Annotated in this window: 19 protein-coding genes; 11 read left to right on the forward strand and 8 right to left on the reverse strand. The window is 66.0% G+C overall.

What is annotated here, in order from left to right; translation table 11 throughout:
* Nucleotides 1-62: 62 nt before the first annotated feature.
* From G3A50_RS21115 to G3A50_RS21150, 8 genes are read right to left on the reverse strand one after another with little or no spacing between them, the layout of a single operon-like run.
* Entirely contained in the window at nt 63-764 is a 702-nt protein-coding gene (locus G3A50_RS21115; protein ID WP_163077068.1) for an RraA family protein, read from the reverse strand.
* An 18-nt stretch (nt 765-782) separates the two neighbouring features.
* Nucleotides 783-1568: an SDR family oxidoreductase gene (locus G3A50_RS21120; protein ID WP_163077069.1), complete on the reverse strand. Its 786-nt coding sequence runs from the start codon at nt 1566-1568 to the stop codon at nt 783-785.
* Between the two features lie 12 nt (nt 1569-1580).
* Nucleotides 1581-2411, reverse strand: a complete 831-nt coding sequence (locus G3A50_RS21125) for an aspartate dehydrogenase (RefSeq protein ID WP_163077965.1) — start codon at nt 2409-2411, stop codon at nt 1581-1583.
* A 26-nt stretch (nt 2412-2437) separates the two neighbouring features.
* Nucleotides 2438-3346 carry a polysaccharide deacetylase family protein gene (locus G3A50_RS21130; RefSeq protein WP_163077070.1) on the reverse strand — a complete coding sequence of 303 codons (909 nt, stop codon included), beginning with the start codon at nt 3344-3346 and terminating at the stop codon, nt 2438-2440.
* 17 nt (nt 3347-3363) lie between these two features.
* On the reverse strand, nt 3364-4317 hold the full coding sequence (locus tag G3A50_RS21135) for a substrate-binding domain-containing protein (protein WP_163077071.1): 954 nt from the start codon (nt 4315-4317) through the stop codon (nt 3364-3366).
* Nucleotides 4314-5291 (reverse strand): ABC transporter permease, encoded by a 978-nt coding sequence (locus G3A50_RS21140; RefSeq protein ID WP_163077072.1) that lies wholly within the window; start codon nt 5289-5291, stop codon nt 4314-4316. The genes G3A50_RS21135 and G3A50_RS21140 overlap by 4 nt, the downstream gene beginning before the upstream one ends.
* The gene (locus G3A50_RS21145) at nt 5288-6235 is read right to left on the reverse strand and encodes an ABC transporter permease (protein WP_163077073.1); all 948 of its coding nucleotides are present in this window, start codon (nt 6233-6235) and stop codon (nt 5288-5290) included. The genes G3A50_RS21140 and G3A50_RS21145 overlap by 4 nt, the downstream gene beginning before the upstream one ends.
* Nucleotides 6232-7737 carry a sugar ABC transporter ATP-binding protein gene (locus tag G3A50_RS21150; RefSeq protein WP_163077074.1) on the reverse strand — a complete coding sequence of 502 codons (1506 nt, stop codon included), beginning with the start codon at nt 7735-7737 and terminating at the stop codon, nt 6232-6234. The genes G3A50_RS21145 and G3A50_RS21150 overlap by 4 nt, the downstream gene beginning before the upstream one ends.
* A gap of 160 nt (nt 7738-7897) precedes the next feature.
* Here G3A50_RS21150 and G3A50_RS21155 point away from each other — a divergent pair, with 160 nt between their 5' ends.
* The 11 genes from G3A50_RS21155 to G3A50_RS21205 all read left to right on the forward strand — a co-directional run bounded on the left by G3A50_RS21155 (nt 7898) and on the right by G3A50_RS21205 (nt 21604).
* Entirely contained in the window at nt 7898-8872 is a 975-nt protein-coding gene (locus tag G3A50_RS21155; RefSeq protein ID WP_163077075.1) for a LysR substrate-binding domain-containing protein, read from the forward strand.
* A 590-nt stretch (nt 8873-9462) separates the two neighbouring features.
* Nucleotides 9463-11358, forward strand: coding sequence for a proline racemase family protein (locus G3A50_RS21160; protein WP_163077076.1), 1896 nt, complete (start codon nt 9463-9465; stop codon nt 11356-11358).
* A 73-nt stretch (nt 11359-11431) separates the two neighbouring features.
* The gene (locus G3A50_RS21165; RefSeq protein ID WP_163077077.1) at nt 11432-12316 is read left to right on the forward strand and encodes a transporter substrate-binding domain-containing protein; all 885 of its coding nucleotides are present in this window, start codon (nt 11432-11434) and stop codon (nt 12314-12316) included.
* Nucleotides 12317-12382: 66 nt separating this feature from the next.
* Entirely contained in the window at nt 12383-13030 is a 648-nt protein-coding gene (locus G3A50_RS21170) for an amino acid ABC transporter permease (RefSeq protein ID WP_163077078.1), read from the forward strand.
* Nucleotides 13031-13043: 13 nt separating this feature from the next.
* Entirely contained in the window at nt 13044-13865 is an 822-nt protein-coding gene (locus tag G3A50_RS21175) for an amino acid ABC transporter ATP-binding protein (RefSeq protein WP_163077079.1), read from the forward strand.
* Between the two features lie 101 nt (nt 13866-13966).
* Nucleotides 13967-14875, forward strand: a complete 909-nt coding sequence (gene dapA / locus G3A50_RS21180) for a 4-hydroxy-tetrahydrodipicolinate synthase (RefSeq protein ID WP_163077080.1) — start codon at nt 13967-13969, stop codon at nt 14873-14875.
* A 13-nt stretch (nt 14876-14888) separates the two neighbouring features.
* Complete coding sequence (locus G3A50_RS21185; protein ID WP_163077081.1) at nt 14889-15896, forward strand: proline racemase family protein; 1008 nt, start codon at nt 14889-14891, stop codon at nt 15894-15896.
* 23 nt (nt 15897-15919) lie between these two features.
* Complete coding sequence (locus tag G3A50_RS21190) at nt 15920-17395, forward strand: aldehyde dehydrogenase family protein (protein WP_163077082.1); 1476 nt, start codon at nt 15920-15922, stop codon at nt 17393-17395.
* A 4-nt stretch (nt 17396-17399) separates the two neighbouring features.
* Entirely contained in the window at nt 17400-19097 is a 1698-nt protein-coding gene (locus G3A50_RS21195; protein ID WP_163077083.1) for a GMC family oxidoreductase, read from the forward strand.
* A gap of 13 nt (nt 19098-19110) precedes the next feature.
* Nucleotides 19111-20106 carry a proline racemase family protein gene (locus G3A50_RS21200; protein WP_163077084.1) on the forward strand — a complete coding sequence of 332 codons (996 nt, stop codon included), beginning with the start codon at nt 19111-19113 and terminating at the stop codon, nt 20104-20106.
* A gap of 43 nt (nt 20107-20149) precedes the next feature.
* Nucleotides 20150-21604 carry an NAD-dependent succinate-semialdehyde dehydrogenase gene (locus tag G3A50_RS21205; RefSeq protein WP_163077085.1) on the forward strand — a complete coding sequence of 485 codons (1455 nt, stop codon included), beginning with the start codon at nt 20150-20152 and terminating at the stop codon, nt 21602-21604.
* Nucleotides 21605-22443 lie beyond the last annotated feature (839 nt).

Here is a 22443-nt window from a genome sequence, read left to right on the forward strand (position 1 = left end):
GGCGTCGAGGGAAGCTCCCGACCGGCAATGGAGTGGCGCTGCCGGGAGCGGTCTCCTGTTTGTCAGACGTGACCGTACTTCGCCAGCGCGTCGGCAAGCGAGAGGCCGCTGGCCAGTTCGGCGCGGATGGCGACCTCGGTGCGGGTGAGGCGCTCGGCCTCGAGGAGCACGGTCTCGACCACACGGGCGGGGATGACGATCACTCCGTCCTCGTCACCGAGCAGAAAGTCGCCCGGCGAAACCTCGACGGTGCGGCTGGTGGCGCCGCGCATGACCACCGGCACCTGCCAGGCATTGACCTTCCAGCGGCCGATCGACTGGGTCGGCGTGCGGTAGCGCGCGAAGACCGGAAAACCGTGCTCGCCGATCCAGCGTATGTCGCGGATGCCGCCATCGATCACCGCGCCGACGCTGCCGCGCTCCTTCATTCCGAGGGCGATCAGCTCGCCGAAATAACACACGCCCTCGCCGTCGCCGCTCCACACGGTGATCTCGTCCGGGCCGACGCCGTGGCAGGCCTTCATCTTCTCGGCGTCGCCGCCGAGCGGGTAAGGCGTCTTCTGGCCACGGATCGTGTAGGCCCAGCCGGCGATGCGGTTATTGTGCGCGGGATAGGGCGCAAAGTCGGCGGCGAGGCTCTGGTCCATGAAGCCGAGCGTGTCGAGGACGTCGGCGACGTTCGAGGTGTCGACGGCGAGATAGCGGCGACGGATATCGGCCTTCTGCTCCGGGGTAAGGGCCGGCGCGTTGTCCGTGGTGGTCATCGGGGTGTCTCCCTAAGGTCAGATGTTCGGCAGATAGCCGCCGTCGACGCGGATCACCGAGCCGGTGATGTAGGCGGCGCGGGCGCTGGCGAGAAAGGCGACGGCATCGGCATATTCCTCCGGCGTGCCGTAGCGCCCCATGGGGATGGAGCCCGTGCTCTCGGCGATGACATCGTCGACCGGCCGGCCCTCGCGCTTGGCCTTTTGCTCATCGAGAAACCGGATGCGGGCGGTGGCGATGCGGCCCGGCAGGATGACGTTGGCGGTGATGCCGAACGGCGCCACTTCCCGCGCCAGCGTCTTCGACCAGCCGACGAGGGTGGAGCGCAGCGAATTGGAGACGCCGAGATTGGGGATCGGCGCTACCACGCCCGACGATGTGGAGGTGACGATGCGGCCCCATTTGCGCGCCCGCATGTTCGGCAGCACGCGATCGGTGAGATGGATGACCGACAGCGCCATGGCGCGGAACTGCGCCTCCCAGCTCGCCGGCGCGACGCCATGGGCCGGGCTCGGCGGCGGTCCGCCAGTGTTGTTGACGAGGATGTCGACCGGCCCGAGCGCCGCCTCGATCGCCGCGACATGGCCGTCGCAGGCGTCGAGGTCGGCGATGTTCCACAGCAGCGGCAGCGTTGCCGCCCCCCGCGCGTCAAGTTCGGCCTGCGTGGCCTTCAGCGCCTCGGCATCGATGTCGGCGAGGGCCACCCTCGCCCCTTCCCCCGCCAATGTCCTCGCGATGGCACGGCCGAGCCCGCCTCCGGCGCCGAGAACCAGCGCCGTGCGTCCGTTCAGTTCCAAATTCATGGGAGCGACTTTCTACGATCCGATCCGAAGCGGGGCGTTCAGCTTGCGCAGGTAGGAAATGACCGAGAGGGCGGTGATGCGCCCGGTCTTGGGGTTGTCGGTCGGCACATTGGCGATCGACATGGTGAAGCTTGCCGAATCCGCGTCGACCTCGATCGTGTGGGTGTTGCGGGTGAGCGCGGGATCGGCCCAGATCTCCAGCCTTGTGCGGTCCGGCCCAATGCCGGCCAGTGCCAGCGCCACGGCGACGTTTAGATTGGCGGGAAAGCCGATCGCCGCCTCGCGCGGCGTCCCGTCGAAGATGCGCAGCGGCTCGGTGATGTCGGCGATGGCGATGTCGTGCTCGACCAGATAGGGCGCCCCGACTAGCCCCTTTACGGGCTTGCGGGTGATCATGCGCACCGAGCGAATGTCGCCTTCCGCCGCCGCCGTCACGGCATCCAGCCCCAGCAGGGCGCCGGTCGGCACCACGATCTGCCCGCCATGGGCGCGGGCGAGTTGCACGAGTTCCTGGTGCGACAGGATTGCTCCGGAAGAGAGCACGATCACCGTCTTGCCGGCCCGGAGGAAGGGCCCGGCGATGGCCGGCAACAGCGCCGCCGGCGCGCATTCGACGACGATGTCGGCGAGCGCCTCCAGATCCTCGACCGGCACGACGGGAACCGGGCACCGCAGATGTGCCAGTCGCTCGGCCGCGCGGACACGGTCATTTGCGGAGACCGCGACTAGCGCGCAGCCGGGTAGCCCCTCGTCGAGGGCTTCAGCGACGCGCAGGCCGACGGCGCCGAGGCCGGCGATGGCAACGCGACGCACGCCTCGGCTGTGCTCGGTGGTGGCCGGCATGCGTGCCGGCTCGGTGTCGGGAGAACTCATAACTGCCTGCCTTGCGTGGAAAGATCGCCCGGTGCGGGGAACAGCGCCGCGTAATGCTGCGCGCAGGCGCCCGCTGTGGTGAACCAGATGCGGTCGCGATGGCGGGCCAGGGCCTTCATCACCCGGCGGAACTGCCGGAGGCGGAAGGGCTGGCCGACGATGAAGCTGTGGATGGTGATGCCGTAGACGAGCGGCTGGCGCTCGGATTGCGCCAGCATCTCCTCCAGATTGTCGATCGCCATGTCGGCAAAGGCACTCGCGGTGCCGTCATGCAGCACCACCATGGGCACGTCGTTAACCTCGTGCGGATAGGGCATGGCGAGCAGCGGGCCGCCAGCGGTCTTCATCCACACCGGCTGGTCGTCGATCGGCCAGTCCAGCGTGTAGCCGTAGCCGGCCTGCGCCAGCAGATCCTCGGTGCGCGCGCTGGGATGCGCACCGGGGCTCATCCAGCCGGCGGGGGGGGCGCCCTCCGCTGCACGGATCTTGGCCGTTACCTCGGCGATGAGCGCGCGCTCGCTCGCCTCATCCATGCCGTTCTGGTGTTCGGAATTGGTGCGGCCATGGGCGACGATCTCGTCGCCGCGCTGGCGATGCGCGGCGACGAGTTCCGGGCAATGATCGTAGCAGGCGCTGTTGAGCAGGACTGTCAGCGGCAGGCCGTATTCCTCGAACAGTTCGATCAGCCGCCAGCCGCCGACGCGGTTGCCATATTCGCGCCAGCCCCAATTGTAGGAATTGGGGTGGGTGAGCCCCGGCGAATAAGCGAGCCCGAGCCCGGAGCCGTAGGAGAAGTGCTCCACGCACAGCGCGACATAGACAGCGAGGCGCTTGCCGTCCGGCCAGGAGAAGTCCGGACGGCCCGTTATGGGCGAATAGGCGAAACGGTCATGGGACGGCAGCATGGCAAGGCTCCGGGCGATCAGGGCCGATAATCGGCGGGGGCAACGACGAGGCTGAGGTCGATGCTGCCAACATTGTCCGGTGTGACAAGCACGGCGGGCGTCACCACCTTCGCGTCGACCTTGCCCTTGGTCGCGGCAGCGATCGCCTGATCGAGCGCCGCCTTGCCCTGCGCGACGATCTGCTGGATCGAGGTGCAGGCGAGATCGCCGTCCTTGAGCATCTGCTGGGCGGTGGGCGAAAGGTTGGAGGCCGATACCTTCACGGAACCCTTTCCGGCACTCTTGAGTGCGGAAACCACGCCAGCCGCCATGTCGTCGGTGGCACTGTAGACGCCGGAAAGGTCCGGAAAGCGCTGAATCCAGTCATCGGCCGTGGTCAGAGCGGCGTTGCGGTTGTCGGCGAGGCGCGACTCCGCGACGATCTTCACGTTCGGCGCCACCTTGGCGAGCGTATCCCGGAAGCCTTGCGCCCGCAGGTCCGACCAGGCCTGGCCGGTCGGGCCAGCCATCATCGCCACCTCGCCCTTGCCGCCGATGGCTTTCGCCAGACACTCAGCCTGGAGCTTGCCCATGTCGTAATGGTCGGCGCTGACCATGGCGGCGAGCTTGTCCGTGTTGGGCGGCGAGGAAATGCCGACTACGGGAATGCCGGCGGCGACCGCCCGCTCGACGATAGCCTTCACAGCATCGCCATTGGTGGCGCCAACGATGATCGCATCGACCTTGCGCTGGATCAGATCCTGGATCTGCGAGATCTGCTGGCTCGAATTGGCATCGCCGCCGGCACTGAGGGTGATGAGCTTCGCCTTGTCGGCCTTGGCTGCGGTATCGACGCCATACAGCACGGAAATCCAGAAGGACGAGCCGAGATTGGGGACCGAGACCCCGATGACCGGTTCGGCGGCGAGAGCCGGCGCGATGGCGGTGGACAGCAGCAGGGCGGCGAGGGAGACGGCACGGAACAGCTTCATTGGAATGTCCCTTTTTGTTGGAAGGTTCTGGAGAGGCGGGAAAGAAGGAGACGCAGGCCCCTGTCCATCAGCCCTGAGGCGATGATCACGGCGCCGACGGCGATCTGGGCGAAGAAGGGCGAGACACCGGACAGGTTCAGGCCGGTGAGCACCACCTGGACGAAGGCCGCGCCGGCCAGCACCGCCCACACATTGGCGCGTCCGCCCGCCAGTGCGGTGCCCCCGATCACCGCCGCGGCGATGGATTGCAGCTCCATGCCGGCGCCCTCGGTCGGCAGCCCGGCACCGGCGCGGGCCGCCATCAGCGTACCGGCGAGCCCGGCGAAGGCGCCGCAGAGCTGGTAGGCGCGCATTTCGATGCGCCAGGGAGACCCTCCCACCAGCGCCACCGCCTCGGGGTTCGAGCCCAGCATCAGGAAGCGTCGGCCAAGGACCAAATGGCGAAGCACCAGATGCGCGATGAGGATGCAGGCCAGCGCCGCCCAGCCGAGCGGTGGCAGGCCGAGCACGGTGTCGAAGGCCAACCCGGCCGTGTCCCCCGCCTCGAGGGGCACCGCCTGTCCGTCACCGGTGACGAGGAGCGCCAGGCCCTTCACCGCCAGCACCGTGCCGAGCGTGGCGACAATCGGCTGAAAACGGGCGCGGCCGACCAGCCAGCCATTCACGGTGCCGCAGGCAAGGCCGACCGGCACAGCGAGAAGCAGCGCCGGCAATCCGAAGGCGTTCGCCGCCATCACTCCCAGCGTCCCCGACAACGCGGCGACCGCGCCGACCGAGATGTCGAAGCCGCGCACTGTGAGGGCGAACATCTGCCCGACCGCCAGCAGGGCCAGGATCCAGACCTGGCCGGCAATGCTCAGACCGTTGTCGAGCGTCAGGAAGCCGGGCGTGGTGAGGCCGAACAGAACCGATGCCGCCAGAATACAGGCGGGCGCGACGAGGAAGCGGGCGCCGCTGTCGCTGAGGTGTCTCATGGGGCAGCCCTCCCGGCGCGGCGCTTCAGCGCGGCCCAGTCCTTCTGCAGGCCGACCGAAGCCAGCACCGCGAGGCCGAGCAGCACCAGTTGCCAGGCCACCGGCAGGTTGATCAGGACCACGGCGTTGTTGAACATGGCGACGGTGAGCACGCCGAACACGACCTGCAGCACATGTCCCCGCCCGCCCGACAGCGGCAAGCCGCCAATGGCGCAGGCCGCGATGGTCTCGAAGGCCAGATTCGGTGCGAGAGCTGGCTGCCCCGAAGCGACGCGGCTCGTCAGGATGATGGCCCCGACGGCGCAGAAGGTGCCGGCAACCAGGTAGCCGAGAAGCGTGACGCGGGCGACATCGATCCCCGCAAGCTGGGCGGCCAGCGGATTGGCACCCACATGGTACCAGAGCCGTCCGATCCGACCGTGGGCCAGCAGCAGATGCAGCGCGACGCAGGCAAGCATTGCGGCGAGGATCGAGACGGGAATGCCGAGGGCTCGACCACGTGCCGGCCAGGAGAAGATGGCGGAAGGTGGGGCATCGAGCGGCAGGCCGCCGGCGAGCCAGGCGGCCGTGCCAGACGCCATCATCAATGTACCGAGGGTGACGATGACCGGCGGCAAGCCAATGCGCCCGACCAGCCAGCCATTCACCGCGCCGACGCCGATAGCGGCCGCACCTCCTGCCGCCAGGCCGCCGATCGGCCCCGCGGTAGGCAGCACCGTCACCGTCACCACGCTGGCCAGCGCCACGGAAGCACCGAACGAGAACTCGATGCCGCCGAGAATGATGACGATCGCCTGCCCACAGGCGACGATGCAGAGAATGGACGCCACGCGCAACACGTTCTCGATATTGCCGATGGTGGCGAAGCGCGGCACGAACAGGCAGCACAGCAGGAACAGGCCGAGGCAGACCAGCGCCACCGCGGGCGGGCGTTTGCTCCTCATGCCGCGATGCTCCCCGACAGCGCCGACAGCAACGCCGCGCGCGGGGCGTCCTGCGGTAGCTCGGCGGCAAGCCTGTGGTCGCGCACCACGAGGTAACGATGGGCAAGCACCATGAGCTCGTCGAGATCGCTGGTCGCGACCAGGACCGCGATACCTGCTGCGGCGGCTTCCCGGATGGCATCGTGGATGACGCTGCGCGCCGCGACATCCACCCCGCGTGTCGGCTCCAGCAGGACCATCGCCTTCAGTCCCGGCAGGGCGAGGCATCGTGCGATGAGCAGCTTCTGCTGGTTGCCGCCGCTGAAGGCCCGCGCCTCCGCCTCGGGACGCGAAGGGTGCAGCTTCAGCCGGCGGAGCAGCGGATCGATCCGCTGCATCTCCTCGGACGCGCTCAGCCAGCCGAGACGCGCGAGCCTGCCGAGCGCCGAAATAGAGACGTTGCGCCGCGCCGAGAGGGGGCCGAACAAACCCTCGATATGACGATCGGGGGGAACATAGGCGATGCCGAAGCCGGCCGCGCGCCTGCGGTCTCCGGGGGTGAAACCTTGCCCCGCCACCGAAAGCTCTCCCGCGCCGGCTTGTGCCCCGGCCAGCCACGCGGCGAGGGCAAGCGCACCGGAGCCGATCAGGCCGGCCATCCCGACAATCTCGCCGGCATGAACGGTCACGTTGGTGCCACCGCCTGCGTCGAGATGAGCGGCAAAGCCACGCCCGACCAACACCGGCTCGGCACGCGCGCTGAGGCGCTCCGGCCCGGCCTCGACGCCCGCTCCGAGCATGGCGTGGGTCAGTTCCTCTCGGCTGTAGCGACCGATCGGCGCAGCGTCGATCACCGTGCGGCCGTCGCGCAACACGGTGACATCGTCGGCGAGCGCCTCGATCTCGTCGAAGCGGTGGGAGATGAACAGCGCCGCCGCGCCGTTCGCACAGAGCCGGCGCACAACGGCGAACAGCCGTTCGGCCTCGCCGGCGTTGAGCGCGGCGGTTGGCTCGTCGAGCACCAGCACGCGGCAGTCGAGGCTTAGCGCGCGGGCCACCTCGACCAATTGGCGCTCGCCAAGCGACAATGTGCCAAGCGGCGCCGCAAGATCGACATCGAGACCGACCTCGGCCAGCCAGCCACGGGCGCGGGAGGGATCGACAAGACGCCGCCCCGCCCATAGCCCGCTGCCGCCGGCAAGAGCGAAGGCCGAGAGGTTCTCATGCACGCTCAGTTCCGGAAACAGGCTGAGATGCTGGTGGATCGGCACGATGCCGGCGCGGATCGCCTGCGTCACCGAGCCGAAGGCGGCGGGTGCGCCATCCAGATCGAGACGGCCGGCATCGGGCGTCACCGCGCCGACAAGGATCTTGACCAGTGTCGACTTGCCCGCGCCGTTCTCGCCGAGCAGCGCATGCACGCGCCCCCGCCGCAGGGCGAGGCGCGCGTCACGCAGCGCGCAGGTCGCCCCATAGCTCTTGGCAATGCCGGTGGCGACAAGCGCCTCATCGGATACGGACATAGAGCATCCTCGCCCGGACGCGAGGCCGGGATGAATGGGAGAGCAGCGGAGACCGGGTGGTAAATCGGATGCCGCCACGATGCCGGGTCGCGGGGCCTGTCACAAACGATTTGTTCGGCACTCATGCATGATCTAGGTTCATGCATGTTGGAGGAAGTGGATGAGAAAGAGGCGACTGCCGCCTTTGAATGCGCTGAGAGGGTTCGAAGCCGCCGCTCGCCATCTTTCCTTTACCCGCGCCGCGGACGAGCTGAGCCTGACCCAGGGCGCCGTCAGCCGTCAGGTAAAGGAACTTGAGATCGAGCTCGGCCAGGACCTATTCGTGCGCCATACGCGGCGCATAGAGCTCACCGCCGAAGGCGAACAGTTCTATCGCGTTGTCGAAGGGGTCTTTGATGAGTTGGAGCGGGCCGCACTGCGCCTGACACGACGGCGCAGCGATCCTGCGATCACCATCAGCGTGCTTCCAACCATCGCCACGGTCTGGCTGATGCCTCGGCTTCATCTTCTGGTCGCCCGCCATCCGGAGATCGAGGCGCAGATCGTCTCCTCGATCGAGGCGGCGGACCTGCTTGCCCACGATGCCGACATCGCCATACGCGTCGGTCGCTTGCCCGGCCGGCGCTACGAGCGCAATCAACCACGCATCGAGCTGCCAATGGTTACTCGCTGGGACGGCGTGCACGCGGACGAGTTGTTTCCCGATCGGCTTGTGCCGGTCTGCGCACCGGCGCTGCTGACGAGCGATGTGCGGGAGGCAGCCGACCTCCTCGCCTATCCCCTTATCCATACCACCACGCGGCGTTACGCTTGGCCTGACTGGCTGCGCGCCAATGGCGTGCGCTACGAGGCCGAAAGCGATCCGCACCTGCAGTTCGGGCACTTCTTCATGGCGCTCGACGCGGCCCGAGAGGGACGTGGCATTGCGTTGGTTCCGGATATCCTGCTGGCGCAGGACGATGTCGCCCGCAGCCTCTGCATTCCCTTTTCGAGCGAGATTGCGAGCGCCGGAGAATATTACCTTCTCGTCCATGAATCTCGGATGGAGGATAGCCGGGTGCAGATCTTCCGATCATGGATTCTCGACGAAGCGGTGAGTCTGCGCACACGCAGCTTCACACCAATGGCTGAATGACTCTTCGCTCCTCCCTATGCAGCCGCTTCGTATCCTCCAGTGCTTGTCAGATTGTCGCGCGGGAACAACAATCGTGTATTTCCCAGCGCCAAGTCAGCGCCCTGATCAGCCGCCGTGCGGTGGCTGTAGGCGATGTAACAGCCTACGCAGGCGGGACAAAACGTGAGGGGACTACTGCTTGATTCATGTCCGAATTACCCATCGCCTCGGCTGGGCCCATTATTGATTCGGCCTAAACCCACGCGACCTCAACAAGATAGGTGTTCGCAGTTCCGCCTTGGCCAGCGCACCACCCCTTTTGCAAGCTAGACGACTCTACGGCATCCCGGCGATTGACGCTGGGCACATAACACTCTGCCTTTGTTGTGTGCGGCCAGCTATTGAGCGACTGCGTGACGCTGATCAAAGGTCCATTGCGGCCGACGTCCCCACATGCGCCTTGTTGCCGCTCGACATGAGCGTCCCCCCATCTCGTACATGCGATCTGAGCACGAGCAGCGCTCGGATCGCATACAGCCGATTGACTCGTTCAAAAAATCAACATACCGTCTGCCGGTCTTCGTTATTTCTATATTCGGTATGTAGATCATATGTCCCAACTGACCGCCGCGCGCTTCCCCTTCTCGATCGGCCATGTGGCCAAGGTCACGGGCGTGGCGGTGTCGACCCTTCGCTCGTGGGAAAGCCAGGGACTGCTCACCTCCAATAAGTCGGCCGGAGGTCATCGCTCGTATGGCGAGGCTGACATCGAGCGTATTCGCCGTATCGACCGCATGCGGCGGGTGGATGGCCAAAGCCTTTCCGCTATCCGTCGGCTGCTCGACAGCGAAGAAGAGGCTGGGGTCGCGCCTGAGGGAGATGCAACGCCGGTCGTGGCGTTCAACCATATCGGTGCACGGGTGCGCAGCCTGCGGCAGGAAGCCGACATGTCGCTGCGAGAACTCTCCGACCGCACGTTGATCGCGTCCTCGCATCTGAGCATGTTTGAGCGCGGCGTCGCATTTCTCTCGCCGGCGCGGCTCAATGCCATTGCCGAAGTGTTCGGCCGCTCGCTGGCGGAACTGCTCGGGGGCACCAGCGGACGCGATTTTCCGGTGGTTCGGCGTGGGCAGGGACGCATCGTCGGCTCCTTTGGGCCGGGCGTCACCATTGAGCAACTGACCGTCTCGCAGCGACTGATGGATGCCGAAGTGTGGACCATCGATCCCGACCGAGAGAGTGATGGATTTTACGCCCATGAGGGCGAGGAACTCATCTATGTGCTCGAGGGATCGCTGGAGATCACTCTCGCCGATCGCGATGCCGAGGTGCTGAATCCCGGCGATGGCGCCTATTTCAACAGCCGCATCGCGCATCGCTGGCGCAACACCGGCGGGGTTCCCGCCAAATTGCTGTGGATCAACACCGACAGCGACCGCCTTTCCTCCATGAGTTTCGAGAAAGCCGACCGCCGCCTCGGTCTCGGTGCCGGCATTGGCGAGGGCATCGGAGGGGGAGCGCTCAGCCTCGAATTACCACAAGGAGCGCGCACCTTCCGCGTCATCGAGACCCACACGGAAGGCCATCCGACCCATATTCTGATCGAGCCGCTGGACGGGCTCGACGCCGACACCGTCGCGGGGAAAATGCGCCAGTTTGCCGAGCGCTATGACAGCCTTCGCCCGCTGCTGCTGCACGAGCCGCGTGGCCACTCCGGTGCTTTTGGCCTGGTGCCGGTCGCCTCCAGCGCCGCGGACTTCGGTGCATTCTTCATTTCCTCCTATGGCTATCCGGGCCTGTGTGGTCACGCCATCATGGGCTACACGGCGGCGCTGCGCGCGCTGGGGCGGCTCGCGAACCGTCCCCGCTTCACCGTCGAACTGCCCAATGGCATTGTCAGCGTTCAGGTGGGCGGTGAAAGCGGGCCCGATGTCATCGCTCTAGATATGCCCCCGGCCATGATCGCAGACATCCGCCACCATGTGGAAGTGGACGGGCGGGAGGTCGACGTCGCCATTGCCATGTGCGGTGACTGCTATGCACTGGTCGATGTCAGCGCCGCGGGTTTGGCACTGGACATCGGATCGATAGATCGGCTGCTCGCCATTGGCGACGACCTGCGCCGAAGCCTCAACGAGACGCTGCCGCGCCGCAGAGGCGCGCAGCCCACCGTCGATGCGGTGCTCTTTCACGCGGCGGGCGAGGACGGCACCGTGCGCCAGTTCCTCGCCATCGACCGGCAGAAATTCGACCGTTCTCCGGGCGTTGCCGGCTTGTCCTGTCTGCTTGCGCTTCGCGCCGCGACAGGGGCGGTTGCACCGGGTGCGCGCCTCGAGGCCGTCAGCCTTTTCGGCGGCCATCTTTCGGGCGAGCTCATCACCACGACCCACGGCGCCGGCGGTGCCGTGGCTGCTACGACCCGCATCACAGGACGCGCGCATCTGAAAGCTGTGGCGACGCTCATTCAGGAAATGGACGACCCTCTCGGCAGCGGCTTCCTGAGATAGGCCTACGCCTTACCGCATACGCCTTTCGACCAAACCGGCCCAAGACAAAGCCAGGGAAATCAGGGAACAGACGATGATCACCGCTATTCAGCGGCCTCTTCCGGCCGCCCATACGCTTCCGAACCGGACACTGCGCCACGCCCTGCTGATGCTGCTTTCGGCATTCATCGTGGCGCTGTCGACCTTCCAGTCAGCGTTCGCTGCTGACCCGAACCTCGTGCTCGACCGCATCCGCAAGAGCGGCGAACTGCGCGTGCCGGTGATGATCGGCGAGGAGCCCGGCTATATCCGGGACCGCAATACCGGCGCATGGAGCGGCTTCTATGTGGACTGGGCGAACGACATCGCGACCCTGCTGGGCGTCAAGGTCGTGCCGGTGGAAACGACGTGGGGCAACCTCGCGGCCGACTTCCAGGCCAATAAAATCGACATTGCCTTCGGCCTGAACCCAAATCCGAAGCGCGGCCTCGTCGTGGACTACCTCAGCGTGCCGCTGTTCACCGATGCCTGGGCCATCGTCACCAAGCCGGGCTTCACCAAGAAGACCTGGGCCGAGCTGAACGACCCGTCGGTGCGCATCGTCGTGCAGAAGGGTGGCACCATGCAGGTCGTCGCTGAGGCGCTCACCCCCAAGGCCAACATCATCGTCGTGGAAGACCGTCCGCTCGGCCTCATGGAACTGCAGGCGAACCGTGCCGATGCGATGATCCTTGCCGTATTCGATGCGATCGACGTCTCCAAGGCGATCAATGGCCAGATCGTTCTGCCAAGCCCCATGCTGCTCAACCCGGCGACAATCGGCGTCCGCCGCGAAGAGGGCAATGAAGGCTACGAAAACTGGCTCACCAACTGGGTGAACCAGCAGCGTGCCCTTGGCCTCGCCCAAGGCAAGCTGCGCAAGGCCTTTGAAGCCCGCGGCATCGACCTTTCCGTGCTGCCGGCAGAGTTCAACTTCTGATGTCGGCACCCGGTGCCGGCTTCCCGCCGGCACCGGCTCAACTCCTCGTCCTAAGGTTGTCCAATCGTGTTCGACTGGTCGGTCATCACCCAAAACGTTCATCTGTTCGCCTGGGGACTCGTGGTCACCCTGGAGTACACGGTGCTCACCTGCGTGCTGGGGCTGATTGTCGGTCTCGTCATCGCATTGGCGCAGCTCTCGCCGCTGAAGGCAGTGCGTCTCCTCGGCATGATGTTCGTGGAGTTCTTTCGCAACGTGCCTTTGCTCGTGTGGCTGCTGTGGAGTTACTACGCGCTACCTATCTTTGCCGGCATCAACATTACCAAGCAGGCCGCCGGCATTCTCGCGCTCAGCCTTTATGGCGGTGCCTATTACGCCGAGATCCTGCGCGCCGGCATCCAGTCCCTCGATCACGGGCAAGCGGATGCGGCCAAAGCGCTGGGCATGCGCTCTTGGCAGGCGATGCAGCGCATCATCCTGCCGCAAGCCTTCCGCCAGATGGTGCCGCCGCTGGCCGGCCAGACCATCATCCAAATGAAGAACACCACGCTGCTTTCGGTGCTGACGGTGCCGGACCTGCTCTACCAGGCGAGCTACGTGTCCTCGTTCACCTACCGGCCGATGGAAGTCTACACGGTCGTAGGCCTTATCTTCCTCGCCATCCTGATCCCCTCCAACTATCTCGCGCGTCGGCTCGAGATGCGCCGCCATTGAGAGGACGCGAACCATGACCCGTCTTCCCATCGATGCCGCGCCGCTGGTCGAGATGCGCCACCTCCGCAAGTCCTTCGGCGGCCACGAAGTGCTCAAGGGCATAGATCTGACCGTCTATCCCGGCGAAGTGGTGGCGCTGCTCGGTTCGTCCGGTTCTGGAAAGACCACATTGCTGCGCTGCGTGAACCTTCTTGAACAGCCCTCCTCCGGCCGGATCGTCATCGACGGCGCACCGATTTTTGATCGGGCGCCCGATGGGCGCGACAATGTCCGCATCGGCGCCCGCGACGTCGCCGCCATGCGCAGCCGGGTCGGCATGGTGTTTCAGCAGTTCAACCTGTTTCCGCACATGAACGTACTCGCCAATGTGATGGAAGGCCCGCGCACCGTTCTTGGAGAGAGCGAGGCAACCAATCGGGCTCGCGCACTCGATCTGCTCGCCAAGGTCGGCATGGCGGATTTCGCCGATCGCATGCCCGGCCGTCTGTCCGGCGGACAGAAGCAGCGGGTCTCCATCGCTCGTGCCCTTAACATGCGCCCGTCGCTGATGCTGTTCGACGAGCCCACCTCGGCGCTCGATCCGGAGCTGGTTGGCGAAGTTCTCAACACCATGATCACGCTGGCCCGTGAAGGCATGACCATGCTGGTCGTCACGCATGAGCTGGGCTTTGCGCTCGAGGTGGCAACACGTGTGGTCTTTCTCGACCAGGGCGCCATCGCCGCGCAGGGCACGCCACAAGAGGTGCTGCTGCATCCGACCAATGAGCGGGTGCGCGGCTTCGTCAACCGCTTCCACGCCACCGCCGAACTGATGCGGCCGCTCCTGAATAGCTGACGCGCCCGCACGGCGCTTCGCCACATCTTCGCCACCCGCCGCATGCCTCCGGGCATGCCACGCCACCCTTTTGTCCCGACCTTTATGAACCGAGACCGCTCATGACCAAGACCAACTGGCACGGCATTCACAGTGTCCTCGTAACGCCCTTCCTGCCCCAGGGGCCCGTCGACTTCCCGCGCTTCGAGGCGCTGGCCGAGGCGAATATCGCCAACGGCGCCGACGGCCTGATCGTCTGTGGCTCCACGGGCGAGTTTTACGCCATGAGTGTCGCCGAACGGGTGAAACTGTTCGAGGCTACAGTGAAAGTTGCCAATGGCCGCGTGCCGGTCATCGCGGGCGTCTCCGACCTGCAGACCGATGTGGTGCTGGAGCTGACCAGGGCTGCCGAGACCACTGGCTGCGACGGCATCCTTGCCCTCCCCCCCATTTACGCGAAGCCCGACCTGCGCGAGGCCGAGCACTTCTACCGTCGCATCTGCGCGGCTTCCGGCCTGCCGGTGATGCTCTACAACAGCCCCGTGCGCATCGGTGTCAACATCACCCCCGATCTGGTGGCCCGCCTCGCCGAGATCCCCAATGTGGTGGCGATCAAGGACTCCTCCGGCGACATCCAGCAGGTGTCGGAGCTGTGCCAGAAGGTGAAGGGCGAGCTCGCCGTCTTCGTTGGCTACGAGACGATGATCCGCTCCTCGCTGCCGCTGGGCGTAGTCGGCGTGGTCGCCATGGCGCACCAGCTCTCCGGCGGCCTCGTGCGCGCCTATTTCGACGCCTGCGCCTCGGGCGATGCCGTAACCGCGGACCGGCTGGAGCCGGCGCTGTTCGCCATCTACCGCTGTTTCAAGAGCGGCAGCTTCTATGCCGGCATCAAGGCGGCAATGAACGCGCTCGGCCAGCCGGTCGGCATTCCGCGCGAGCCGCTGCTGCCCTTCACCGACGCGCAGCAAGCCAGCGTGGCGAAGATCCTCGCCGACGCCGACGTGGCCGCCATCATCAACACGCTCGCCTGAACGGACACACATCATGCGCTCGACCCGCATCATTCAGGGCATCGATTCCCACACTGCCGGCTGCCCGTTGCGCCTCATCACCTCCGGTTTCGGGCCGATCCGCGGCGCGACCATGGTGGAGAAACGCGCCGATCTCATGAGCCGCGACTGGCTGCGCCAGCTCGTGCTGTTCGAGCCGCGCGGCTCCTTCAACATGCCGGCCGCCGTGCTCACCGAGGCCTGCTCGCCTGATGCCGATATCGGCATGCTCATCCTTGAGCCGGACACCTACCCCCCCATGTGCGGCCACTGCGCCATGGCTGTGGCGACCATCGCGGTGGAGGCCGGCTACATCACCGCCCAGGAAGGCGAGACGCTGGTGCGGCTCGACACCCCGGCCGGCGTCGTGCCGGCACGGGTGCAGGTGGAGAGCGGCCGCGCCGTCGCCGTCACGCTGGAGATGCCGTTGAGCTTCCTCTACCAGCGCGATGTGATGGTGGAGACCAAGAGCTTCGGCAAGGTACGCGCCGACATCGCCTTTGGCGGCGACTTCTACCTCATCGTCAAGGGTTCGGACCTCGGTCTCGACCTGACCACGGACAATGCCTGGGCCCTCGTCAGCGCGGCCGCCGAACTGCGCGCCGGGCTGAAGGACATCCCGGTCCAGCACCCAACGCTCGCCCATGTGAACGAGATCTACCAGATCGAGATCATCGGCGAGGGTGACGGCGTGCGCTTCGACGGCAAGAACGTCGTGGTCTGCCCGCCGACCGTGATCGACCGTTCGCCCTGCGGCACGGGCACCGCTTCCCGCATGGCGATGCTGCACGGCAAGGGCGAGCTGAGGGTCGGCGACACCTTCCGCCATGCCGGCATCCTCGACACCGTATTTACCGGCGAGATCCACGGTGAAGCCACCGTCGGCGAGCTTCCGGCGATCCGCTGCACCGTGACCGGCTCGGCCTATCTCACCGGCAGCTTCAATTTCTTCCTCGATCCCCACGACCCGTTCCAGCAGGGCTTCCGTCTGACGGGCGTCTGAGCGGACGGGTTCAGGAGAGGCACATGTCCCACGATTTCGACCCAAACAGCGTCGTTGCCCTCACCGATCACCTGATCGGCGGGCTGCGCGTCACCGGCGATGGCGCCGAGATCGCGCTCGTCCGTCCCTCTGATGGCGCCGCCATTGGCACCATCCGCGCGGCGGACGAGGCGCTGGTGGACGCGGCGGTGCGCAGCGCGGCGGCAGCGCGCGTGCAGTCCGGCTGGGCCGCCGCCGGGCCGCTCGACCGGGCGCGGGTGCTCAAGGCGTGGGCCGACCTGATCGACGCCCATCGTACCGAGCTAGCCCGGCTGGAAGCGGCGACGACCACGCGGCCCGTAGCCGATGTCGTCACCCGCGATCTGGTCCGGGCGGCCGGCGCGGTGCGCTATTTCGCCGAATGGGCGGACAAAATCGAGGGTACGCTGATCGCCGGGGCGAACAGCGGCAGCACTTTTCTCAGGCCCGAGCCCTATGGCGTCATCGCCGCCATCGCGCCGTTCAACTTCCCGGCTATCAACGCTATCTGGAAGTCCACCCCCGCCCTCGCCACCGGCAATGCGGTTGTCCTCAAACCCTCGGAACTCACGCCGTCCTCGGCGGTGCGGCTGGCCGAACTCGCCATCGAAGCGGGCCTGCCCGCCGGGGTGTTCAACGTGATCCAAGGGGCGGGTCCTACCGGCTCGGCGCTGGTGCGGCATCCCCTCATCGGCAAGATCACCTTCACCGGCTCCTCCGCCACTGGTGCGCGGGTGATGGCGGATGCGGCGATGACCGGCACCAAACCGCTGACCCTAGAACTCGGCGGCAAGACGCCCCAGTTGGTTATGGACGACGCGCATGACCTCGATGCGCTTGCGGCGACCATCGCCGGCGGCTTCCTCGCCAATGCCGGCCAGGTCTGCACCGCCGGTTCCCGGCTGATCGCGCCGCGCCGGCTGCTCGACGATCTGACCGGGCGCATCATCGCCCTCGCGCAGGAGCGGATCGCCGGCCCCACTTGGGACACACGGGCGAGCCTGCCGCCGATCATCAGCGAGAAGCAGGCGGCGCGCATCGACCGCATGATCGCGGAGACGGTCGCGGACGGTGCGAGCGTTCTCACCGGCGGCCGGCGCTGCGCCAACATGAATGCCGGTGCTTACGTGGAGCCGACTGTGCTCGCCGGCGTGCCCGACACCTCGGTCGGCTTCCGGGAGGAGTTCTTCGGTCCGGTGCTGTCCGTCTACGCCTATGACGACGAGGAGGAGGCGCTCTCCATGGCCAACCATCCCAGCTACGCGCTGGCCGCCAGCCTCTACACGACCAGCGCTGCCAAGGCGCTCGCGCTGCCGGCACGCCTCAACGCCGGTACGGTCTGGGTAAACGGCCATGGCCGCCAGCCCGATTTCGCAACCCCTCAAGGCGGCTTCGCCGGCTCCGGCTTCGGCAAGGAGATGGGGCGCGCGGGGCTTGAGGGCTTCCTGCGCTTCAAGACCGTCTGGCTCAATCACGGCTGAGATCATGTCCGAACACGCATATGACTACATCGTCGTCGGCGGCGGCGCCGCCGGTGCCGTGCTGGCGAGCCGGCTGTCCGAAGCCTCGAACCTCAAGGTCGCGCTCATCGAGGCCGGGCGCGACACGCCGCCCGGCGCCGAGCCGGCCGATACGCTCGATGCGTACCCCATCGTCGCCTATTTCAACCGGCTCTATCACTGGCAGAACCTCGCCATCCACCTCACCGATCCCAAGCCCGGCGTGCCGGGCCGGCGCTACGAACAGGCGCGGGTTATGGGCGGAGGCACCTCGATCAACGGACAGTTCTCCTTTCGCGGCGTGCCGTGGGACTATGACCATTGGCGCGAGGAAGGGGCCGAAGGCTGGGGCTGGGACGACGTCCTGCCCTATTTCCGCAAGCTCGAAACTGATCTCGACTATGGCGACAGCCAGCTCCACGGCAGCCACGGCCCGTTGCCGCTGCGCCGCGTTCCCGAGAAGGACTGGTCACCTTTCGCCAGGACCGTGGCGACGGTGCTCGACAAGAAGGGCGTACCTAATATCCGGGACCATAACGGCGTCTTCGACGACGGCTATTTCCCGATGACCATCAACAATGTCGACGGTCAGCGGGTCTCGACCGCCCGCGCCTATCTTACCCGCGACGTGCGCGCACGGCCCAATCTCACCATTCTGCCCGAAACGGAGATGAAGGAGCTGCTGTTCGAGGGCATCCGCGTCACCGGCCTCACGGCGGTCGGACCTGGTGGGCCGGTCACGCTGAAGGCGGGAGAGGTGATCCTCTCCACCGGTGCGCTTCAGACACCCACCCATCTCATGCGCGCCGGCATCGGCCCGGCGGCACATCTCAAGGAGTTCGGCATCGACGTACGGGCCGATCGGCCAGGGGTCGGGCAGAATTTGCAGGATCACCCTATGGTGGCCTTCGCGGCCTATCTGCCGAAATCCGCCCGTCTTCCCGCGACGCAGCGTCGCCATATCCAGCTCGGCTACCGCTACACTTCCGGGCTGCCGGACACCACGCCGGGCGACATGTTCGTGCTGCCCTCCAACCGCGCGGCCTGGCATCCGCTCGGCCGGCGGCTGGCCTCGATCCTCGTGTGCGTGAACCGGCCCTATTCCACCGGCGAAGTGAAGCTGAATGGACGCGATGCCGAGACCGCGCCCTTCGTCAATTTCCGCCAGCTTTCCGACGAACGTGATCTCAAGCGGCTCGAGGATGGCATGCATCGGCTGTGGGGCATCGTGAACGATCCGGCGATGGATGGGGTGATCGAGAACATCTTCCCCGCCACCTTCTCCGAGCGGGTGCGCAAACTCGGCGCCGTGAGCCGTACCAACTGGTTCATGACGCTGATGGCGGCCGGAATCATGGGCACTGGGTCGCTCTCCCGCAGGCTGATGATCGAAAACGTCATAACGCCCGGCCTGAAGGCGCGCGAGATGATGGGCTCGCCTCAGGCGCTGCGCGAATGGATCATCGAAAACGCCTGCGGCAGCTGGCATGCCTCCGGTACCTGCCGGATCGGCCGCCCGGAGGATCCGCGCGCCGTCGTTGACAGCGCGGCGCGTGTGATCGGCGTCGAGGGGCTACGGGTGGTCGATGCCTCCATCATGCCGGCGGTGATCAGCGCCAACACCATGCTGACGACGGTAATGGCCGGCGAGAAAATTGCCGACACCATCAAGTCCGGCCGCTAGGGGGAGAGGCAACATGGCAATCAGGCGCTGGATCTCGACCATCGACAGCCACACGGCGGGCCATCCCACCCGCGTCGTCACCGGCGGCGTGCCCCCGCTGCGAGGCGACACGGTCGAGGCGCGGGCGGAGGATTTCCGCGCCCGCTTCGACCCGCTGCGCACCTTTCTGCTCCATGAGCCACGCGGCCATGCGGCGATGGTAGGCGTGGTAATGACCGAGAGCACGCGGGCCGATTTCGGCGCCTTCTTCCTCGGCAGCTACAAATATCTGGAGATGTGCGGCCACGCGACCATCGGCCTGGCCGTGACGCTCGACCATATGGGCCTGATCGGAGCGTCCGAGGAGCCGACGAGTTCCTTCACGCTGGAGGTGCCGGCCGGGGTCATCACCGTCCATGTCCAACGCAGGGACGGTGCCGTTGCCACTGTCACCTTCGAGAACGTCCCCGCTCATGTCGCGGCTTCAGGCGTGACCCTCAACGCCGGCGGGGTCAACGTGTCGGTGGATGTGGCCTGGGGCGGAAACTGGTACGGGCTGGTCGAAGCCCACGCCGCCGAGGTGGTGCTGGCGCCCGCTGGCGTATCCCACGCCATGGCGACCGGCGCGGCACTGAAGGCGGCGTTGAACGCGAAAATCACCGAAGGCGGCATCGCGGGTGTCGCCCGGCCGATCGATTCCATCCTGTTCTACGAGACGCAGGCCGACGGCCAGGGCGTGGTGAGCCGCCAACTCGTTGTGCTCGAATCCAACAAATTCGACCGTTCGCCCTGCGGCACCGGTTCCTCGGCCCGTCTAGCGCAGATGGTGGCGCGCGGCGAGATCGAGCTCAAGCAGCCGATCCGCACCCGCAATATCCTCGACGTCGACTTCACCGCCACCGCACGCGCGATCGAAGGGCGCACGGACGCCATCGAGCCGCACATCGTCGGGCTGGCTCACATCACGGGCGAGCACCGCTTCGTGCTCGCGCAAGGCGACCCCCTGCCGGACGGCTTCCTCTGCCGCTGAGATCGATTATCGACCCGCATCATTCCCGGGCCTGGAGACAATCATGACCGACCTTTCACATTACGACGAGACCATCGAGCTGCTGATCGATGGCGAATGGTGCCAGGGCTCCGAAGGCAAGAGCGAAGCCCTGGAAAACCCGGCGACCGGAGCCGTGCTTGGATCCGTTCCCCACGCGTCAGACGCCGATCTCGCCCGCGCGCTGGAGGCCGCGCAACGCGGCTTCAGGACGTGGAAGGCGATGACCGCGCAGGCGCGCTATACGCTGATGATGAAGGCTGCCGATCTCATCGAGGCGCGCAAAGAGCGCATCGGCCGGCTACTCACGCTCGAGAATGGCAAGCCTGTCGCCGAGGCGGTGCCAGAGGTGCAGTTCGCCGCCGACGCCACACGCTGGTACGCGGAAGAGGGCAAGCGCGCCTATGGTCGCATCGTACCCGCCCGCATGGCGAATGTGCGCCAAATGGTGCTGAAGGAGCCGGTCGGCCCCGTCGTCGCCTTCGCAGCGTGGAACTTCCCGTCCTCAAATGTCATCCGCAAGATTTCCGGCGCGCTAGGCGCGGGCTGCTCGATCATCATCAAGCCTGCGGAAGAAACGCCCGGCACGGCTGTTGCCATAGCGCGCTGTTTCCAGGAGGCCGGGCTGCCGGCGGGCGTGCTGAACCTCGTCTTCGGTGAGCCCGCCCATGTCAGCCAGGTGCTGCTGGCCTCGCCGATCCCGAAGGCGGTGACGCTGACCGGTTCGACCGCTGTCGGCAAGCAGCTCGCCCGGCTATCGGCCGATACGCTGAAGCGCTGCACGATGGAACTGGGCGGTCATGCGCCGGTCATCGTCCATGGCGATGCGGATCTTGATCTCGCTGCTCGCACGCTGGTCGCCTTCAAGTTCCGCAATGCCGGGCAGGTCTGCACGTCGCCGACGCGCTTCTTTATCCATGACTCACTCTACGACCCCTTCGTCGAGCGCTTCGTCGAACTCGCCTCGACGCTTAAGGTCGGCAACGGCCTCGACGCAGGCACCCAGATGGGCCCAATGATCGCCCGCCGCCGCCTCGCGGTGATGGAAGATCTGGTGAACGATGCGGTGACCAAGGGCGCGGAGCTGAAGCTGGGTGGACGACGGATCGGTAATCAAGGGCATTTCTTTGCTCCGACCGTACTCGCAAACGTTCCGGCCGATGCGGCAATCATGTCAAGCGAGCCCTTCGGCCCTATTGCACCGCTTACCTCCTTTTCCAGCTTCGATGAGGTGATCGAGCGGGCGAACGCGTTGCCTTACGGCCTGGCCTCCTTCGTGTTCACCCGCTCCGGCGCTCTGGCCGCGCGCACCGAGGAGGCGCTCGACGCTGGCCTCGTCGGGGTCAACCACATGGCCGTTTCAACGCCCGAGACGCCTTTTGGCGGTGTGAACGAGTCGGGCTACGGGTCCGAGAGTGGCATTGAAGGACTGGATGCGTTCCTGCGCACCAAGTTCGTCACTGAACTTGCGGCCCTCTGAGGCCATTGGCGGCCTGAGCAACCCGCACCGGTCGGCCCTTCCAGCCGGCCGGTGGTACAGGTTATCGATATCTGCCGATCTTATGGTCGTCGCGGCGATGATTCGCCTCGGGTGATCACGGCGAAGGCTATAAACGAGGGCTGCACCGGCATCCCCGTCCACGCCGGCTAGACTATTGCAACATCAATGACATAAATGTTCGCAGTTTAGTCTTTGTTGGCGCACCGTCATATCTTTATGTCCAAATGTCATTTGTTTTACTCGATAATCATTGGCTTGAAAATGGCCATGCCCCCCAATAGACCCCAGCGATGGACCCCAGCGCGTACTGGCCGGCTGCGTCAGAACGACTCAGAGTCAGCCGCAATCGCCTCCACCCTACCGACATTGCGCGGGCGCGCAGAGACGAGAGAAAATCGACAGGGGCTCAATTATAAAGATCCTTCCAATGTGCCGATAAGTTCCCTTGCGGCACTTCCTTGCAACACCTATGTCCGCGTGGTTGCGGCGCGCGTCTTCTGGGCCTCAAATTGCCGGCATGCACCGTCAATTTGAGGCTAAAGCAGACCTAGCCTTCCGGAGTTGCCCCATAGCGGACCCGTGGAAGGTCCGCTCCCTGTGCCGTCAGCAAATTCCGGCCACACGCTCACTACCAAAGCCTCTCAATATGGCGGCGTACTGAACTCCTCCAGCGTCGAGCGTGAGCCCGCGATGCCGTCGAACGAATGCCCCATCGAAGGGCTTTCGCAGCGTTGCACTTTCGCATACCTTGCGTGAGTTAAGCGGATTTTGCCTGCTCGTCGGCCTTAGAGTCCCCCCATGTTTAAGCTGTCGTTTCT

Origin of the sequence: Ancylobacter pratisalsi (assembly GCF_010669125.1) — a bacterium.
Classification (GTDB): Bacteria; Pseudomonadota; Alphaproteobacteria; order Rhizobiales; family Xanthobacteraceae; genus Ancylobacter; species Ancylobacter pratisalsi.

Bases quoted from the DNA above. Each gene is read 5' to 3' on its own strand.
- G3A50_RS21115 (WP_163077068.1), bottom strand. From the start codon at position 764: ATGACCACCACGGACAACGCGCCGGCCCTTACCCCGGAGCAGAAGGCC.
- G3A50_RS21120 (WP_163077069.1), bottom strand. From the start codon at position 1,568: ATGAATTTGGAACTGAACGGACGCACGGCGCTGGTTCTCGGCGCCGGA.
- G3A50_RS21125 (WP_163077965.1), bottom strand. From the start codon at position 2,411: ATGCCGGCCACCACCGAGCACAGCCGAGGCGTGCGTCGCGTTGCCATC.
- G3A50_RS21130 (WP_163077070.1), bottom strand. From the start codon at position 3,346: ATGCTGCCGTCCCATGACCGTTTCGCCTATTCGCCCATAACGGGCCGT.
- G3A50_RS21135 (WP_163077071.1), bottom strand. From the start codon at position 4,317: ATGAAGCTGTTCCGTGCCGTCTCCCTCGCCGCCCTGCTGCTGTCCACC.
- G3A50_RS21140 (WP_163077072.1), bottom strand. From the start codon at position 5,291: ATGAGACACCTCAGCGACAGCGGCGCCCGCTTCCTCGTCGCGCCCGCC.
- G3A50_RS21145 (WP_163077073.1), bottom strand. From the start codon at position 6,235: ATGAGGAGCAAACGCCCGCCCGCGGTGGCGCTGGTCTGCCTCGGCCTG.
- G3A50_RS21150 (WP_163077074.1), bottom strand. From the start codon at position 7,737: ATGTCCGTATCCGATGAGGCGCTTGTCGCCACCGGCATTGCCAAGAGC.
- G3A50_RS21155 (WP_163077075.1), top strand. From the start codon at position 7,898: ATGAGAAAGAGGCGACTGCCGCCTTTGAATGCGCTGAGAGGGTTCGAA.
- G3A50_RS21160 (WP_163077076.1), top strand. From the start codon at position 9,463: ATGTCCCAACTGACCGCCGCGCGCTTCCCCTTCTCGATCGGCCATGTG.
- G3A50_RS21165 (WP_163077077.1), top strand. From the start codon at position 11,432: ATGATCACCGCTATTCAGCGGCCTCTTCCGGCCGCCCATACGCTTCCG.
- G3A50_RS21175 (WP_163077079.1), top strand. From the start codon at position 13,044: ATGACCCGTCTTCCCATCGATGCCGCGCCGCTGGTCGAGATGCGCCAC.
- dapA (WP_163077080.1), top strand. From the start codon at position 13,967: ATGACCAAGACCAACTGGCACGGCATTCACAGTGTCCTCGTAACGCCC.
- G3A50_RS21185 (WP_163077081.1), top strand. From the start codon at position 14,889: ATGCGCTCGACCCGCATCATTCAGGGCATCGATTCCCACACTGCCGGC.
- G3A50_RS21190 (WP_163077082.1), top strand. From the start codon at position 15,920: ATGTCCCACGATTTCGACCCAAACAGCGTCGTTGCCCTCACCGATCAC.
- G3A50_RS21195 (WP_163077083.1), top strand. From the start codon at position 17,400: ATGTCCGAACACGCATATGACTACATCGTCGTCGGCGGCGGCGCCGCC.
- G3A50_RS21200 (WP_163077084.1), top strand. From the start codon at position 19,111: ATGGCAATCAGGCGCTGGATCTCGACCATCGACAGCCACACGGCGGGC.
- G3A50_RS21205 (WP_163077085.1), top strand. From the start codon at position 20,150: ATGACCGACCTTTCACATTACGACGAGACCATCGAGCTGCTGATCGAT.